The sequence below is a fragment of the Ruegeria sp. CJ6 genome, assembly GCF_056536665.1.
Window position 1 is genome coordinate 47732 of sequence record NZ_JBQFQB010000004.1, and the last position, 15301, is coordinate 63032.

Below are 15301 nucleotides of genomic sequence, written 5' to 3' on the forward strand. Positions count from 1 at the left end.
GTTCATAACCTCAACAGGGTATCCATCAGTTCATCCACGACGGCGACGATGCGTGCGTTTGCGGCATAGGCCTGCTCGATCTGCATCAAGCGCTGCAGTTCCACGTCACTGTCAACACCTTGCTCCGCGACGACTTTTTGCATTTCCAGCTGCGCGTTTGCTGCAAAACTGCTGCGCTGGTCAGCTGTGTGTGCGTTTGCCCCGGCTTTGGAAAGCAACGCCTCGGCGATCTCGGCCGCGCGCATCGTGCCTGTCCCAAACCCCACGCTGGGGGCCGGGCGCGAGTCGGTCAGAACGGCCCCAAAAGCTTGCAACTGGCTGGCATCACCCGGCGCACCGGGAATCAATGCCCCCAGACCCGCGCGTAATCTCCAGCTGTCACCCCCTGCATCCGGGTCGACCACAACATTTAGTGAGATGCGCGACGCAAGACCGGTTTCAGAAACCGAATCAAAGCGGCTGCCGTCATCCGTGAAGACGCCCGGATCGGTCGCGGCAGCGGTCGGGTCCAACCCGGTGGTTTCAAAGCGCTCGATCAGGTCGCGGGCGACGGCGTCCAGATCGGCTTGCGCTTCGACGGTCAGTTCGTCGCGGACCGAGAACTGGGCCATCAATGCGCCGCCTCGGATTTGGGCGAACTCTCCGCTCACGCGAACGGGTCGGCCGTTGATCTCGAGCCCGGACAACAACCCGTTGCCAACGGTCATATGCGGCATGGTATCGCCTGTGGTCGAGAACGAAAATTCGGCCGCGGTTCCTTCCAGCAGGATCAACCCGCCATCGGAATAAAGGGAAATCTGATCATTATCGCGCGCGATCGCGTTGACAGGCACCAACTCGTTGACTTGATCGACCAGAATCTGACGATGATCCAACAGCGCGCCAATATCACCGCCCGAATTGCGGACAGCGGGGATACGAGCATTCAGTTTCTCGATGTCTTTCAGAGTCTGATTCAGCGTATCGACCTGTTTGCCTATCGTGCGATCCGCATCGGATCGCATTTGCCGCACCCCTTCGGACGCTGTATTGAGCGCTGTGCTCAATGTACCGCCTGCACGGGCGGCCTGATCCAGCCGTTGGGCTGAGCCGGGCAGGCTTGCAGCTGTAATCAGGCTGCTTTCGAATTGGGCCAGTCTGGCCGAGATCGAAGTGGCATCGTCGGCTGCCCCCAACAGTTTCTCGTAACTTGAATGAAATTGCGCCACGGTTTTGGCTGCCATCAGGTCTGCATCGGTCGCACGGCGGTTTGCGATCAGTACCGGATCCTGGTGCCGAGTGATACCAACGACACGAACGCCATTACCAGAAACTGCGCTGGTCGCCAGTTCAAGCGATCTGCGAGCATATCCCGGGGTCAAGGCGTTGGCGATGTTTCCTGAAACCACCGCCGCACCACGGCTGGCTGCGCTCAGCCCGCCCAGAGCGTTGTTCAGTGCTGTCGACATATTCATCGGACGCATCCCTTTCGTTGATCAATCATCAGATCAGCGTTTGATATTGGTGGTTTCCTGCAGCATCTCATCCACAGTCTGAATGACCTTGGCGCTTGAGGAATAGGCCCGCTGGGTCTGGATCATTGAGGTCAACTCGGTGGCGACATCGGTGGTCGATTCCTCGCGTGCGAAAGACACGAGATCGCCTGTTGGACCTTCACCCGCGTTCCATAAGAAAAAGGTGCCGCTGTCGCGCGAGGGGGCATAGGTCTGACTGTCCAACGCCGTCAGACCGTTTGGATTCGGCACATCGGCCAGCGGAATCTGGAACATCCGGCGGCTGACCCCAGTATCATAGAAAGCATAGACATAGCCGTTCTCATCAACCTGTACGCTTGTCATCGTGCCAACGGCCGAACCATCGCGTGTGATCGAAACCGGAGCAAAGGTATCGGAAAGCTGTGTAATGCCGTCCGCATCGCCGATCTGGCCGATGTTGATCTCCATCGGTCCGCCGGCGACGTTGACGACAACGCTGCCGTTTGCCGGGTCATAGGCACCGCCGGTCACGGCGGTGACGCTGGCTAGTGTACCACCGGCTGTACGGCTATCGGTGAAGGTCAGGGTATATTCTCCGATGACAGCACCGCCCGAGGCTGAATCGCGCAATGTCATGGTCCATTCATTGCTGCTGCCGGTTGCAGGAACGGTGGGGACCAATTCGATATCGACGCTTTCAGACTTGCCCAAATTGTCAAAATACTCGACCGACAAGGGCTGCGTGTCACCCGGAGCACCGGCGTCGGTCGCTGTTGCAGGCAGGTTCATCCGCAGGTTCATGGATGTTGTGGGGGCGCCCGAAAGTTGATTAACGCTTAGCTGAATGGGTTCCAGAGCGGCGGGCGTATCCCTCGGGACGCTGGGGATCGAGCCATCTGGATTGGCACGCCAGCCAAGAAGTACAAGGCCGGATTGTGTGACCAGATATCCCTCCTCATTGGTGCGGAATGAGCCTGTCGTGGTCAGCAGCATCTCATTTGAACCTGACGCGATCTGCGAACTGGGACGGACAGGCAGCATGCCTCTACCGCGCACGGCCAGATCGGTTGAATTGTTGGTGGTTACCAGCGATCCGCGCTGATCTATCAGGCGTTGGCTGGTGGTTCTGACCCCGCCTGCCGAATAGCTGCCGCCCTGACCAGACGTGACCATGGAGTGAAAGTCGGTCTCGACTCTTTTATAGCCAAATGTCGATGAATTGGCGATGTTGTCAGAGATCGTGGCCAGCCTGTTGGCGTTGGCCTTCAACGCTGCCACACCGGCATTCAGCGAAGAGGATATGGTCATCGGTACGCCCTTTTGTTGCGTCATTCGTTGATGCAACACGTACCGCACTGGCCCTTAACAGCCGGCTAACAGCTAAAATGCTGTCTATCCTTTACCCCTTAAGGGTTGCGTAAAAAGATGATCTCAATCCGATTATTGCGTATCGCCATGGGGTTTTTATCCGAAAGCTCTCGGTCCGCGTGCCCAGTCACGCGGTCCAACCGCTGTGGCTGGATGCCTTTGTTCTGCAGCAGTTGGCGGGTGCTTTGCGCCCGCGCGGTCGACAGATCCCAGACCGGGTTATTCGCCAACACGACGGGCGCAGACCGCACATGCCCTTCGACCGCGATTGCGTTTGTCACCAGATCAGAAGACCGCGCTACCAAAAGTGTCAGCGCGCGCATCATTTGGGTTGGCGTGTCTGTCCCCGATTCGAACAACGGTTGATCCTCAGTGGCGAACAGCTCGACCACCAGCCCTTCGTCGGTGACGCGGGTCACGATGTGCTTGCGCATCTTATCGGACACCAGGCTTTCCCCAGCGCGCCCCAGCAACTGCGCCTCGAGCGACGAGAAATCTTCGAACGCACCCTTACCGCCGCCTTTCGCATCCACGCCGGTTGATCCGCGCGCCTGTTTCGCCTCGGTGGGGTTCCGATTGCTGGCACCTGATCCATCCATAACCATGGTTTTTTCCGAAAACATGTTGTCACCGCCGAAGGCACCATCGCCACCGCCCGAGACCGGATTGACCGGTATCGTGGGCGAAAAATAATCCGCCAGACCCTTGCGTTGCGTCTCGGTCGTTGCATTCAGCAGCCACATCAACATGAAGAACGCCATCATGGCAGTGACAAAGTCCGCATACGCGACCTTCCACGCACCACCGTGGTGAGAATCGCCACCCGATACACGTTTCTTCTTGATGATGATTGGCGCCGCATTGGATTGCGCACCCATCTCCACCACCTTCTATTCACCCGCTTACTGGCCTAGCAGGGCAGGTGTTAAGGTGGGCTTAACACTTAAAACTGTTCTGAATTCTAAGACTGCGACACCGGGTTTACACCAGCGCGCCTTAAAACCAGAGATAATCGATTAAAGCTGTTTTCGATACCATCGGGATCGGCCTTCGCAAAAAAGCTATCTAGCTCTTCGTGGACCCGGACGGCGCGATCCAACAAAGCATCTGTTCCTTCGGCATAGAGACCGGCTTTGATCATCACCTCAGATTGCTCATAACTGCCGACCAGCTTGCGGGTTTCTGTAATCAACTGGTTCTCATCTGCGGTCGCCGCACCTGGTAGGCTGCGTGATACGGATCGGCTGAGGTCAATCGCTGGGAAGCGCCCGCGTTCGGCGATGTCTCGGCTCAGCACGACATGTCCGTCCAAGACGCCGCGCAGAATGTCCGCAATGGGCTCGTCCATGTCAGAACCCGCGACAAGAACACTGAAGACTGCGGTGATGTCACCTTGATCGGCAGTTCCGGGACCCGCCCGTTCGCACAGGTTTGCAATCAGCGGCGTGACCGATGGCGGGTAGCCACGTAGCGATGGGGCCTCACCCATTGCGGCGGCAATCTCGCGATGCGCTTCGGCAAAACGAGTAACTGAATCGGCCAGAAACAGAACGTTTAACCCTTGATCCCGCAGGTATTCCGCCACCGACATGGCCGACCATGCGCACCGTCTGCGTATCAGGGCCGATTGATCCGAGGTTGCGGCCACGACGACGGATCGTTTCAGACCTTCGGCACCCAGGGCGTTCTCGACAAACTCATTCACTTCGCGCCCGCGTTCGCCCACCAATGCAACGACCACAGCATCCGCCTGGACTGAACGGGCAAGCGTCGCCAGAAGTGTTGATTTGCCAACGCCTGAACCAGCGAACAGGCCGATTCGCTGACCTTGGACAATGGGCAGCATCGTATTGAGGATGGCCAACCCGGTTTCCATACGACAGCCCAGCGGCTTGCGCGATACCGCAGATGGCGGGGCCTGCATAAGGTCACGTTCAAGCGTGCCAGGCAGCAGGGGCTTGCCGTCCAGAGGTTTGCTAGACGGATCGATTACCCGCCCAAGCCAATGCATTCCGGGCGCAAAGGCAGGCATCTGGTCGAGAGAGACCTGATCCCCCAGGCTTACGCCATCGGGTGCGGAGGCTGGCAGCATATGGATCGCGCCTGATTCGACATGCAGGACCTCGCCCGGCAGGTCCGGGCCTTTTTGTCGGCGCAGCGTCAGATGATCCCCGATCCGGGCTTGGGCGGTCAGACCATCGATTTCAACCACGCCGCGCGCAACACCGGTCACACGCCCGATATGGTGTACCGCCGACATCCTATCGAATTCGCATTTCAGACGCATCGGATCGAGATCGGCCATCGCAGGTCCTCCAAATAGATTTGTTGAAAACGGTTTCTAAAGGAATCGGGGTTAAGCCTTGATTGAAATTGATCGAGGGAGAAGCCCCGATGTTCAATGACCTGAACGTCTTTAAGACTGCGTACGCAATGGCAACCCATGCCGGACAACGGCAAGCGGTTGTTGCGCGCAACATGGCCAACGCGGATACGCCGGGATACAAGCCCCGCGATATTGAAGCCTTCCAGACAGCGTTTGAAAACACGAGCCGAGAGGTCGCGATGACCGCGACTCGGACGGGTCATCTGAATGGTGATGTGCGCGCTCAGCTTTGGGCTGAATTCACGGTCGCGGCTTCGAGCGATCCGAATGGCAATGGTGTTTCATTGGAAGAAGAGATGCTGAAAGCTGTCGAGGTCAAGCGACAACATGACCGGGCATTAGCGATCTACAAGTCTTCAATCGGTGTGCTGCGCACGAGTCTGGGCCGGGCATAGGGGGTTTCACGATGAGCGATTTTTCCTACTCGTTGGACGCGTCGGCTAGCGCACTGCGTGCGCAAGCAGCGCGGTTGCGTCATGTGTCCGAGAACATCTCGAACGCCGATACGCCCGGATACCGGCGTAAGACAGTCCCGTTTGAGACAGTCGAACGGGACGGAAAAGAGATGGTCCAGGCGGGGCGCGTCAAACTCGATCGTCGCGACCTGAGCCGAATTTATGATCCTGGCCACCCTATGGCTGATGAGACTGGCCATTACAGAGGATCAAACGTCGATCTGATGATCGAAATCGCAGACGCCCGAGAGGCGCAGCGCAGCTATGAAGCCAACCTCAAGATGTTCGACCAGACCCGGCAGATGTCATCGAGTCTGATGGATCTACTCCGTAAATAAAGGAATACCAGAATGGATGTTCGCTCACTTACCGCCGCGCAGAATTATACGGGGGCGCGCCCTGCAACGCAGGCCGCCCCCGAACATCAGGGGACAGCGCAAGGGCTGCGATCCTCGTTTCAGGATTTCGTGGCGACGCTGAAACAAAGCGAGCAAGTCACGCAATCTTCGATGGTTGGGCAGGCCGACCCGCACGCTTTGGTTCAGGCGCTGGCGCAGACAGAGCTGGCAGTGGAAACGGCTGTGATTGTTCGGAACAAAGTCGTTGAAGCCTATCAGGAAATCTTGCGGATGCCGGTCTGAACGATGCTGAGCGAAGGTCTGTTCTACGACATCGTGCGCCAGGCACTTTGGGTTGCAGTCATCACGTCGGTTCCGATCCTGGCGGTGGCGCTGATCTCGGGCCTTACAGTTGGTTTGTTTCAGGCCTTGACCTCGGTTCAGGAGATGACCCTGACCTTCGTGCCTAAGCTGATTGCAATCGTGGTCGTGTTCTGGATGTCGATGGGTTTCATGACCCAGACCCTTGTTACGTTTTTTACCGGGACATTGGTCCCGCTTATTGCCGGAGGTCGCTAATGGACACCGCTTATGTCACCTTGTCCCGTCAATCCGGTCTCATGGATGAGATGCGAATGGTGGCCAACAATATCGCCAATGCCAACACGACCGGGTATCGTCAGCAGGGGCTGGTGTTCTCCGAATTCGTCCGGGATATGCCGGGCAATCCTTCACTATCGCTCAGCCGTGCGCAGGTTCGAAACACTTCTCTGCAACAAGGTGTGCTGACCGAGACAGGCGGGTCCTTCGACTTTGCCATCGAAGGGGACGGGTTCTTTATGATCGAAACGTCCGCTGGGAACCGCCTGACGCGTTCCGGCAGTTTCTCACCCAATGCTGAGGGCGATCTGGTGACGATGGACGGGCACCGGGTTCTGGACAGCAATGGCGCGCCGGTCTTTGTCCCGCCCGACGCCGCAACGATCGATGTTGGCAGCGACGGCACGATGAGCGTCGATGGACAATTTCTGAGCCAGATCGGTGTCTACAACGTCGCTGATCCCGAAAACCTGGTGCGCGAAGGAAGCACACATTTTCGTGCAGGCGGGCAGGTGGAACCGGTGGGCGAGCCGGTCGTGCTGCATCGGTTCCTCGAAGGATCGAATGTCAATGCCATTGGTCAGGTGACCCGGATGATTGAAATTCAGCGGGCCTACGAGCTCGGGCAGAGTTTTCTTGAGGCCGAAGACGAACGGGTTCGCGGGGCGCTTAAGGCATTGATGCGCTGATTACCGGAAGGAGAATACGACATGCGAGCATTGAAGATCGCGGCTACGGGCATGACCGCACAGCAGATGCGGGTTGAGACAATTTCAAACAACCTCGCGAATATGAATACAACCGGCTACAACACCCGCCGGGCCGAGTTTGCCGATCTGCACTATCAACAGATGGCGCGCGCCGGGGCGGTCAATGCCTCGGATGGAACGGTCCTTCCGACAGGTATTCAGTTGGGGTTGGGCGTGCGCCCTGCCGCCGTCACCGTACAGCTGGAACAGGGTGGGCTTTCGGCAACGGGCAGTGATCTGGATGTCGCCATTGAAGGGCGAGGTTACCTTGAAGTCACCATGCCGAATGGCCAATCCGCCTTTACCCGAGACGGAAGCCTGAAACGTTCGGCCGAAGGTCTGATCGTAACTTCTGATGGCTTTGCCGTTGCCCCTGAAATTACCATTCCAGACGATGCCAGATCGATCTCGATCAATGCGGCGGGTGAGGTCTATGCCTATTTCGATGATACGGCCGAGGGGCAGTTGCTGGGCGAGTTTACGCTGGCCAGCTTCTCGAACGCCAAGGGTCTTGAGGCCATTGGTAGCAACCTCTTCAAGGAAACCGAAGCCTCGGGTGCACCGGTGGCCGGCACCCCGGGCGAAGATGGGCTGGGCACATTGCGGCAGGGCTATCTTGAGGACAGCTCAGTCGATGCGGTGCGCGAGGTCACGGAACTGATCGAAGCGCAGCGTGGCTATGAAATGAACGCCAAAGTTATTTCCGCCGTCGACCAGATGATGGGCGCGACCACGCAGGTGCGGTGATGCGCCTGTTAACCCTCATACTATGCCTGACGCCGATGCCAAGCTTGGCCGAGATCGTTGTGCCGACCCGCACGATCCGCGCCAAAGAGGTCATTGTCTCATCCGACCTCGAAGTCAAAACCTCTGAGGTCAATGGGGCGGTTCGTAGGCCAGAGGATCTTATCGGTCAGGAGGCACGTGTTGCGCTTTATCCAGGTCGGCCAATCCGCCCTGCCGATGTCGGTCCGCCTGCGATCGTGGACCGAAACGATCTGGTGACGCTGGTGTTCGATCACGTCGCGCTATCGATCACTGCCGAAGGCCGCGCGTTGGGCCGGGGCGCAGCAGGCGAGCGTATCCGTGTCATGAATCTGGCGTCTCGCACAACAGTAACGGGCGTAATCCGTCCCGATGGACAAATTGAGGTTAAATGATGCCGAGCCTTTCGAAACCCCTGCTATTTGTCGTTCTGAGTGTTGCGGCGTGTGGACGATTGGACCACCTTGGCAAGCCGCCCAGCCTGACACCAAACACGGAATCGCCTGAGCATGTAGCGATGCTGTGGCCCGGACTACCTTTGCACAGCCAGCCTCAGCGAACCGTTGATCAGTCATCTTTGTGGAGTGGCGGTCAGCATTCCTTGCTTGGGGATCAGCGCGCGATGAAAAAAGGGGACATTCTAACGGTCGTGATCGAGCTGGATGAAAAGGCCGAAATTTCCAACGATACCAATCGATCGCGCGCGGGGTCGGAAAGCCTTGCAGTGCCGGAACTCTTCGGCCTGCCGCAGCGTGCAGGTGAACGACTACCTGAAGGGGCCTCACTTGATGATGCCGTTTCAATTGACTCCGCTTCGGTCAGCAAAGGGAAGGGATCGGTCAAACGCAAAGAGAAACTGACCTTGCGCGTGGCGGCAACGGTCGTCGACGTGCTGCCTAACGGTGTGCTTTCGATTTCTGGATCGCAAGAACTGCGGGTGAATTTCGAACTTCGGGAACTGCTGGTCTCGGGCTATGTCCGCCCCGAAGATATCTCGCGCCAGAATGAAATCACCTATGACAAGATCGCGTCAGCGCGGGTGTCTTATGGTGGCCGCGGGCAGATCACGGATGTGCAGCAACCACGCTATGGACAACAGATACTTGATACCTTGCTACCTTTCTGAGGGCCGCGCTTATGGGAAAACTACTACCGATCGTTTTTCTGGTTTTCGGCCTGGCTGCCGGTGCGGGCGCCCGGATCCTATTGTCCCCTTCCGGGGAAGCTGAAGATCTTGCGGAGGCTGGGCAAAAACCCAATGAAGACAAGAAAAACAAAACTAAACCCGGCAAAGATGATCAATCAGAAACACATGAGTATCTGAAACTCACCAAACAGTTCGTGGTCCCCGTGGTTTCCGAGGACGAGATATCGGCGCTCGTCACCATGTCCCTCAGCCTTGAGGTGAGGCCGGGGATTGCCGAAGCGTTTTATGAGATCGAGCCAAAATTAAGGGACCGGTTTCTGCAAGTTCTGTTTGATCACGCCAATATCGGCGGGTTTGACGGCGCATTCACGCGGTCAGACAACCTGACGGCATTGCGCAATGCGTTGCTGGAGGTTGCGAGAAAGGATCTGGGTGAAGATGTCTCGCAAGTTCTGATCATGAGTGTCAGCCGACAGGATACCTGAACGGGTTGGGGTTACGAATCCTGGGCCTTAGATTGTCGCACGCGTCGCTTGTGTTCTTGCAGGCGGCGCGACAGATCGGCAACGGCCAGTTTGCGCCCAAATGCCCCACGCAATTCTTCCATTGCCGCAAGCTTTTGTGATCGCAGGCGCGCCAACTCGGTGTTCAGGTTGCGCCGTGTCAAAGATTCCCAGCCGTGCCACAACAGGTCTGCGCCGGTGACCTGATAGCCATCCGACTGTGAACTCGTCGATTTTACTTCGGCTAATTGAGAATCCAGACGCGTCAATTGCTGAAGCAACTGGGCTTCGCGCTGCAACAAAGGGTGCAATTTTTGGTGTTCCCGTTGATAAACAGCTTCGGAGACGGTCAAAAGGTTATCTATGCGATCTTGCGTCATCCGACCTGACCCTTCGCTCGTTTGCGCATGGCTTCGGCAAACCGAATAGCTGCTGCAACGGGTCGGTAGTATTCTTCGGTAATTTCCTGTCCGATCCCGACGGTCGCGTGCAATGCGCGTGCTGTTGGTGGATCGGAATGAATAGGAATGCCTGCGTCTCCGGCCGTGACCCTGATTGTTGCCGCGATTTCATCTACCCCTTTGGCGACGCAAACCGGAGCGCTGCCACTTGCTCGCGACCATTTCAGCGCCACCGCATAATGCGTCGGGTTGACGATCACCACATCGGCCTTGGGCACATCCGCCATCATCTGATTGGTTGCTATGTCCTGCGCGCGTTGGCGACGCTGCTGTTTGACGTGCGGATCACCCTCGGAATCCTTGGTTTCATCCTGAATTTCTTTGCGTGACATTCTGTTTTTGCGAAGGTGTTCGGCATGTTGCCACAGATAGTCGATCACGCCGATCGCCAGCGCGATCATTATGGCGATAAACAGAAATTGGCTTAGTAAGTTCATCATCAACAGAATTGAGGATCTCGGGGCGGCTGCACTGGCTGTCAGAATCTCGGGCAGGTGGGCGTGTAAAAATAGGGTCAGGCATGTTCCATAGATCAACAATTTAACAAAGCTCTTGGCGAATTCGAACAACCCGCCCCGGCCAAACTTGTTCTTTGCGTTTGAGACGATCGAGATGCGTGAACCGCGTAGTTTCAGCTTTTCCGGCGCGAAGATCAGTGCGCGCTGGGCGATCAGGTTGAGCAACACCGCGACTGCAGGAACGATAAACAACGCGGCGATTGGTGCCAGAGTTGATCTCAGAATCCCAGCGACGGTGGATGTCGCGGGTCCGACGGTCAGCAAGCTTGCGAATTGATCTGATTGGTCGATCAAGACCACGAACACAGTCCCCAGATGCTCTGCCGTGAATTGCCCCGTGAGCAAAAGTGCGGCGAGCAGTCCCATGTATGCAGCCACAACCGACAGATCATTGGACTTCGCCACCTCGCCTTTTTTGCGGGCTTTTTCCAGCTTTTGCGGGGTCGCCTCAAATGACTTATCACTGTCGTCGTCTGATGCGCTCATCTCAGCCCTCCCAGAGGATTTTGGAGAAAGGTGAACAAAGCGTCAGACCAGGTTGCCAAGATCAATGGTGCCCCGGCGAAAAGCAGGAAAAGGCCTGCGAAAGTGATTGCTGGGGCACCGACAAAAGCGACCATGAGCTGCGGCATGGCGCGGTTAATTACGCCCAGTGCGAGGTTGTAGATCAGCGATGCGATGACAAAGGGCGTCGCCAGCGCAAAGGCCAGTCCAAAGCTGCGGGCGACTTGCGCAACGCCCCATTGCGACAGATCAGGCGCAGTTGGAAGCGCGCCCATCGGAAACAGCATATAGCTGTGGATCATGAACTGCGCTGCACGGATATGAAGGCCAAGCAATACCGCCAGCGCCAAGCCGGCCAGCGTCAGCAGATACCCCATCGCCGGGACAGGTTCTGCGTCCGCTCCGCCCAGGATCTGAGACAAGGATGTCGCTTGCGCCGCGATTGAACCTGCAGTTTGTAGTGCAAGGACAAAAAGGCGCAACCCGATGCCGAGCATAAGACCGATCAAGACTTCGATGGTGATTAATCCAATCATTTTGTGAAAGCCCGGCATAACACCCGATGCGGGTATGGCGGGAATGACAATCATTGTGAAAGCAACTGCCACGCCCAGTTTGACCCGCACAGGGACGCTGCGTTCACCAAAGGCCGGTAGCAGCGAAACCAATGCGGACACACGAAGAAATACGGCGAACAGATGCCACAGGTTTTGCCCCAGATGTGGCAAAAGCTCTGACGGGACTGAGATCACGCGGGCACCGTTCCGACCAAGGCGGGGCGCGCCTCAAGCCCGATCTCTTCAAAAGACAGGACGGGGTTGGCGACGCCGCGCGCGTGCATAATGGTCCTGAGCAATCTGCGTCGGCGGGTCGTGGTTACGACCGCCGGGAACAACCCGTGATCTGCTGATTTTGCGACGCTATCGACAACTCCATCGGCCAGCTTATTGAACAGGTTGGGCGGTAGTGCCACGTCGATACCGGCGTTCGCGGCGTCGATCTGGTAGGTGGCAAATGTGTCCTCCCATTCCGGCGCGAGTTGGATCAGAGGGATCGAGCCGTCCTCGCGCTTCATGTCGGCAACCAGTTGAAAGCCCAGCCGCTGGCGGACCAGTTCGCAGATCCCTTCGGGCTGGGTGGTGGTCAATCGTGCTTCGGCCACGCTTTCAAGGATCAGCGCCATGTTTCGGATCGAGACCCGTTCGTCTAGCAACAGCCGCAGAACAGCATGCAGTGTGTCGATCGGCACCTTGTCCGGGATCAATTCGTCCAGCATTTTGCGGTTGGCTTCAGCTCGGGTCGGATCGCTGAGCCGCGTCATCTCGGACAGCAGGCGGCGAAGGGATTTCAGGGTCATAAGGCGCGAGAAACTCTGTTTGATGATCTCTAGCAGATGGGTCGCCAGAATTTCAGGAGGGGTGACGATGGTGGCCCCATTCAGTGCGGCGACCTCCTGGTCCTTGGGCAATATCCAGCGCGCCGGGGCACCGTAGACGGGTTCGGTCACATCGGTGCCATCAGGTAGAAAGTCGTGCCCGTCCTGTACCAGTGCGAGCACGAGTTCAGAATTCAGAACACCACGCGCCTGTTCGACCCCTTGTACTTTGATCACATAAGTTCCGGTCGGAAGATCGGCGCGGTCAGTCAATCGAATTTCGGGCAGGATAAGCCCAAAGCTTGAGGCGACATAGGTCCGCATGTTGGCGATCCGCGCGTCAAGGCCGGTACCGGGATTCAGCACCATGCTGACCAGATCGGGGGCGAATTCCAAGTGAACGTCGTCGAGGTCAAGGATATCACCGATGGCCTGTGAAACCGGAGTGTCAGACTCGGCCTCGGGGGTCTGAGCCTCTGCCTCGCTGGCGTTGCGTTTTCTGAGGCCTGAATAAGCCGCATAGCCCAGCACCCCGGCCCCAAGAATGAACGGTAAGAACGGCAAACCGGGCACCAGGGCGAACAGCACCATTAGAACCGCTACGGTGCCCAACGCCGCCGGGTGGCGTCCAAGCTGCGAGAAGATCGCATTGTCAGTTGCACCCTGCGTACCGCCACGCGCCAACAGCAAGGCAGACGCAATCGAGATGATCACTGCTGGTATCTGCGATACCAACCCGTCCCCAACGGTCAGGATTGCATAGGTTTCGAAGGCGGACGATACCGGCATCCCATGCACGATGACCCCCATGACCAATCCCATCACGAGGTTGAGAAGTGTGATTAGCAACCCGGCAATCGCATCGCCTTTGACGAATTTCGACGCGCCGTCGAGCGAACCAAAAAAGGTGGTTTCCTGCTGCTCGCGCTCGCGCCGTTCTTTGGCTTGCTGGTGATCGATGGCTCCAGCCGACATGTCACTGTCGATGGCCAACTGTTTGCCTGGCATCCCGTCCAGCGCGAACCGGGCACCCACTTCGGCCATGCGGGCTGCACCCTTTGTGATGACCATGAAGTTCACGATCAGCAGAACGCCAAACACCACAAGGCCCAGAAAGATGCTGCCGCCCATGACAAACTGGGCGAAACCTTCGATCACATCGCCAGCGGCGTTAGTGCCAGTATGCCCCTGACCGATGATCAGCTTCGTCGAAGACACGTTCAGCGACAAGCGCAGCATCAGCGAGGCCAGCAGGATCGTCGGGAAGGATGAGAAATCCAGTGGCCGTTCGATGAACAGCGTCAATGTGAAGATCAGGATCGCCAGCGCAAAGGACGCCGCCAGCCCCACATCCAGGACCCAGGCTGGCATGGGCAGGATCATCATCACGATGACCGCCATCAGCGCCAGCGCCAGCAGTATGGTCGGAGAGAACAAGGTGCGGGGATCGATTCGGGGCACTATCTGCTCCTAATTGAAAGCGATAAAGGCGGTGGCTGTAGAGGTTTCGGGAACCAGTGAACCCAGCGCGTTCTGGCCGACCGGGTGAGCGTTCAGCGGGATGAGTGGGCTGGCAGATGCGGTGAATGGATCGCGTTCGTGGGCTGTGCCCGAGCCATCCAGCTGCGCCAGGACCGTCTGAAAACGGTCAGAATATGAGGCTGCGAGGTGCTGCGTGCGCGAGTGGTAAGCCCCGGCAGCGGCGGGCCATGATCCAAGTTCCGCATAAAGCTGGGCCAGAAACCGCGCCGCATAAACTGCGTTTTCATCCGGATCGAACATCGCGTCGATCGATCGAAAAGCCTTTCCGTGCCAGCGATAGTTGATCTGAAAGCAACCGACGTCAAAGCTGCGTACACCGGATTTGAAGATGTCGAACACGTAAGACTTTGCCTCAACCTCGGAGGCAAACCAATATCCCCGTCCTTCACGATTGACGGTCCATGGCCAGGGTTCCAGTAATCCGTTCTGCGTGCGGCCTGTTTCTACGCGGGCAATTGCCTTGAGAACATCGAGCGGGACGCCTTCGGCCTGCGCAGCCCGCCGGGCCGCTTGATCACACAGCGCCGATGTTGGCGATGCGTATCCGGCCTGCGCCAGAAGGGCCTGTGCCAAGAGCGCGGAAACTAGTAGGTTTTGAGTTGGCATTCTGCCGGTCCGGAATTCTAATCAGTCCGGGCCAAGCTATCCAATCATCTGTTTACAGAGAGTTAGCGCGCCTTAGTTTCGATCAATCTTTCGGCCAAAAACCACACTGGTGTTGGTACGCAATACGCCGGGGATGCGCGCAAGTTCGTCGACCAGAATGTCGAGGTCTTCGATCCGTGGCGCTTCGGCGGAAAGCAGCAGGTCAAATTCGCCATTGATTGATAAACACAGTTTGACCTCGGGATAAGCTTCAAGCCGCTTGATGATCCGTGTGGTTTCTTTCTGCTGCACTTCAAGCAGAACGATGATCTGAACGCGTGGCGTATCTACGGTTTCGCGCAGGACGACCGAGTAACCAGCGATGACGCCCCGCTCTTCCATTCGATTGATGCGTTCATGCACCGTTGTCCGCGCGACGCCAAGTGTTGTTGCAATGCGGGTCGTCGAGTCGCGCGCATTGTGCTGTAAGGCGGCGATGATGCGTCGGTCAAGCTGGTCCATTGCGGCTC

Annotated in this window: 19 protein-coding genes; 9 read left to right on the forward strand and 10 right to left on the reverse strand. The window is 57.4% G+C overall.

Annotated features, from left to right (window positions below):
* Positions 1-2: 2 nt before the first annotated feature.
* The 4 genes from flgK to ACR0BT_RS12485 all read right to left on the reverse strand — a co-directional run bounded on the left by flgK (position 3) and on the right by ACR0BT_RS12485 (position 5130).
* Positions 3-1454: a flagellar hook-associated protein FlgK gene (flgK, locus tag ACR0BT_RS12470; RefSeq protein ID WP_480763268.1), complete on the reverse strand. Its 1452-nt coding sequence runs from the start codon at positions 1452-1454 to the stop codon at positions 3-5.
* Between the two features lie 33 nt (positions 1455-1487).
* Positions 1488-2783 (reverse strand): flagellar hook protein FlgE, encoded by a 1296-nt coding sequence (locus ACR0BT_RS12475; protein ID WP_255611994.1) that lies wholly within the window; start codon positions 2781-2783, stop codon positions 1488-1490.
* Positions 2784-2881: 98 nt separating this feature from the next.
* Positions 2882-3721: a flagellar motor protein MotB gene (locus ACR0BT_RS12480; protein ID WP_223117444.1), complete on the reverse strand. Its 840-nt coding sequence runs from the start codon at positions 3719-3721 to the stop codon at positions 2882-2884.
* A gap of 83 nt (positions 3722-3804) precedes the next feature.
* A complete protein-coding gene (locus tag ACR0BT_RS12485) occupies positions 3805-5130 on the reverse strand; it encodes a FliI/YscN family ATPase (protein WP_480763485.1) in 1326 nt (441 codons plus the stop codon).
* A 107-nt stretch (positions 5131-5237) separates the two neighbouring features.
* On the opposite strand from ACR0BT_RS12485, the gene ACR0BT_RS12490 reads away from it, so the two are divergent.
* The 9 genes from ACR0BT_RS12490 to ACR0BT_RS12530 are packed head-to-tail and all read left to right on the forward strand — an operon-like array spanning position 5238 to position 9768.
* Entirely contained in the window at positions 5238-5624 is a 387-nt protein-coding gene (locus ACR0BT_RS12490; protein WP_223117446.1) for a FlgB family protein, read from the forward strand.
* An 11-nt stretch (positions 5625-5635) separates the two neighbouring features.
* Positions 5636-6022, forward strand: coding sequence for a flagellar basal body rod protein FlgC (flgC, locus tag ACR0BT_RS12495; protein ID WP_170395265.1), 387 nt, complete (start codon positions 5636-5638; stop codon positions 6020-6022).
* A gap of 12 nt (positions 6023-6034) precedes the next feature.
* On the forward strand, positions 6035-6325 hold the full coding sequence (fliE, locus tag ACR0BT_RS12500) for a flagellar hook-basal body complex protein FliE (RefSeq protein WP_170408685.1): 291 nt from the start codon (positions 6035-6037) through the stop codon (positions 6323-6325).
* A 3-nt stretch (positions 6326-6328) separates the two neighbouring features.
* Entirely contained in the window at positions 6329-6601 is a 273-nt protein-coding gene (locus ACR0BT_RS12505; protein ID WP_170395271.1) for a flagellar biosynthetic protein FliQ, read from the forward strand.
* Positions 6601-7311 (forward strand): flagellar hook-basal body complex protein, encoded by a 711-nt coding sequence (locus tag ACR0BT_RS12510; protein WP_223117447.1) that lies wholly within the window; start codon positions 6601-6603, stop codon positions 7309-7311. The genes ACR0BT_RS12505 and ACR0BT_RS12510 overlap by 1 nt, the downstream gene beginning before the upstream one ends.
* A 21-nt stretch (positions 7312-7332) precedes the next feature.
* Entirely contained in the window at positions 7333-8118 is a 786-nt protein-coding gene (gene flgG / locus ACR0BT_RS12515) for a flagellar basal-body rod protein FlgG (protein WP_480763269.1), read from the forward strand.
* A complete protein-coding gene (gene flgA, locus ACR0BT_RS12520) occupies positions 8118-8531 on the forward strand; it encodes a flagellar basal body P-ring formation chaperone FlgA (RefSeq protein WP_170597152.1) in 414 nt (137 codons plus the stop codon). The genes flgG and flgA overlap by 1 nt, the downstream gene beginning before the upstream one ends.
* On the forward strand, positions 8531-9262 hold the full coding sequence (gene flgH, locus ACR0BT_RS12525; RefSeq protein ID WP_170395282.1) for a flagellar basal body L-ring protein FlgH: 732 nt from the start codon (positions 8531-8533) through the stop codon (positions 9260-9262). The genes flgA and flgH overlap by 1 nt, the downstream gene beginning before the upstream one ends.
* Before the next feature lie 11 nt (positions 9263-9273).
* Entirely contained in the window at positions 9274-9768 is a 495-nt protein-coding gene (locus ACR0BT_RS12530) for a flagellar basal body-associated FliL family protein (RefSeq protein ID WP_170408681.1), read from the forward strand.
* Between the two features lie 11 nt (positions 9769-9779).
* Here the strand turns inward: ACR0BT_RS12530 and ACR0BT_RS12535 are convergent, their stop codons facing one another.
* The 6 genes from ACR0BT_RS12535 to ACR0BT_RS12560 all read right to left on the reverse strand — a co-directional run bounded on the left by ACR0BT_RS12535 (position 9780) and on the right by ACR0BT_RS12560 (position 15293).
* Positions 9780-10166, reverse strand: a complete 387-nt coding sequence (locus ACR0BT_RS12535; protein WP_480763271.1) for a hypothetical protein — start codon at positions 10164-10166, stop codon at positions 9780-9782.
* Positions 10163-11251, reverse strand: a complete 1089-nt coding sequence (gene flhB / locus ACR0BT_RS12540; protein ID WP_480763272.1) for a flagellar type III secretion system protein FlhB — start codon at positions 11249-11251, stop codon at positions 10163-10165. The genes ACR0BT_RS12535 and flhB overlap by 4 nt, the downstream gene beginning before the upstream one ends.
* Entirely contained in the window at positions 11248-12021 is a 774-nt protein-coding gene (locus ACR0BT_RS12545; RefSeq protein ID WP_480763273.1) for a flagellar biosynthetic protein FliR, read from the reverse strand. The genes flhB and ACR0BT_RS12545 overlap by 4 nt, the downstream gene beginning before the upstream one ends.
* Complete coding sequence (gene flhA, locus ACR0BT_RS12550) at positions 12018-14105, reverse strand: flagellar biosynthesis protein FlhA (RefSeq protein WP_480763274.1); 2088 nt, start codon at positions 14103-14105, stop codon at positions 12018-12020. Before flhA ends, ACR0BT_RS12545 begins: the two co-directional genes overlap by 4 nt.
* Positions 14106-14114: 9 nt before the next feature.
* A complete protein-coding gene (locus ACR0BT_RS12555) occupies positions 14115-14792 on the reverse strand; it encodes a transglycosylase SLT domain-containing protein (protein WP_480763275.1) in 678 nt (225 codons plus the stop codon).
* A gap of 72 nt (positions 14793-14864) precedes the next feature.
* Entirely contained in the window at positions 14865-15293 is a 429-nt protein-coding gene (locus ACR0BT_RS12560; protein ID WP_480763276.1) for an Lrp/AsnC family transcriptional regulator, read from the reverse strand.
* Positions 15294-15301 lie beyond the last annotated feature (8 nt).

What these genes read in the sequence shown, in the direction of transcription:
- ACR0BT_RS12505 (WP_170395271.1), top strand. Translation starts at nt 6,329, where the DNA reads ATGCTGAGCGAAGGTCTGTTCTACGACATCGTGCGCCAGGCACTTTGG.
- ACR0BT_RS12480 (WP_223117444.1), bottom strand. Translation starts at nt 3,721, where the DNA reads ATGGGTGCGCAATCCAATGCGGCGCCAATCATCATCAAGAAGAAACGT.
- ACR0BT_RS12490 (WP_223117446.1), top strand. Translation starts at nt 5,238, where the DNA reads ATGTTCAATGACCTGAACGTCTTTAAGACTGCGTACGCAATGGCAACC.
- ACR0BT_RS12560 (WP_480763276.1), bottom strand. Translation starts at nt 15,293, where the DNA reads ATGGACCAGCTTGACCGACGCATCATCGCCGCCTTACAGCACAATGCG.
- ACR0BT_RS12530 (WP_170408681.1), top strand. Translation starts at nt 9,274, where the DNA reads ATGGGAAAACTACTACCGATCGTTTTTCTGGTTTTCGGCCTGGCTGCC.
- ACR0BT_RS12510 (WP_223117447.1), top strand. Translation starts at nt 6,601, where the DNA reads ATGGACACCGCTTATGTCACCTTGTCCCGTCAATCCGGTCTCATGGAT.
- ACR0BT_RS12535 (WP_480763271.1), bottom strand. Translation starts at nt 10,166, where the DNA reads ATGACGCAAGATCGCATAGATAACCTTTTGACCGTCTCCGAAGCTGTT.
- fliE (WP_170408685.1), top strand. Translation starts at nt 6,035, where the DNA reads ATGGATGTTCGCTCACTTACCGCCGCGCAGAATTATACGGGGGCGCGC.
- flgH (WP_170395282.1), top strand. Translation starts at nt 8,531, where the DNA reads ATGCCGAGCCTTTCGAAACCCCTGCTATTTGTCGTTCTGAGTGTTGCG.
- flgG (WP_480763269.1), top strand. Translation starts at nt 7,333, where the DNA reads ATGCGAGCATTGAAGATCGCGGCTACGGGCATGACCGCACAGCAGATG.
- ACR0BT_RS12555 (WP_480763275.1), bottom strand. Translation starts at nt 14,792, where the DNA reads ATGCCAACTCAAAACCTACTAGTTTCCGCGCTCTTGGCACAGGCCCTT.
- ACR0BT_RS12475 (WP_255611994.1), bottom strand. Translation starts at nt 2,783, where the DNA reads ATGACCATATCCTCTTCGCTGAATGCCGGTGTGGCAGCGTTGAAGGCC.
- flgK (WP_480763268.1), bottom strand. Translation starts at nt 1,454, where the DNA reads ATGAATATGTCGACAGCACTGAACAACGCTCTGGGCGGGCTGAGCGCA.
- ACR0BT_RS12485 (WP_480763485.1), bottom strand. Translation starts at nt 5,130, where the DNA reads ATGCGTCTGAAATGCGAATTCGATAGGATGTCGGCGGTACACCATATC.
- flgA (WP_170597152.1), top strand. Translation starts at nt 8,118, where the DNA reads ATGCGCCTGTTAACCCTCATACTATGCCTGACGCCGATGCCAAGCTTG.
- flgC (WP_170395265.1), top strand. Translation starts at nt 5,636, where the DNA reads ATGAGCGATTTTTCCTACTCGTTGGACGCGTCGGCTAGCGCACTGCGT.
- flhB (WP_480763272.1), bottom strand. Translation starts at nt 11,251, where the DNA reads ATGAGCGCATCAGACGACGACAGTGATAAGTCATTTGAGGCGACCCCG.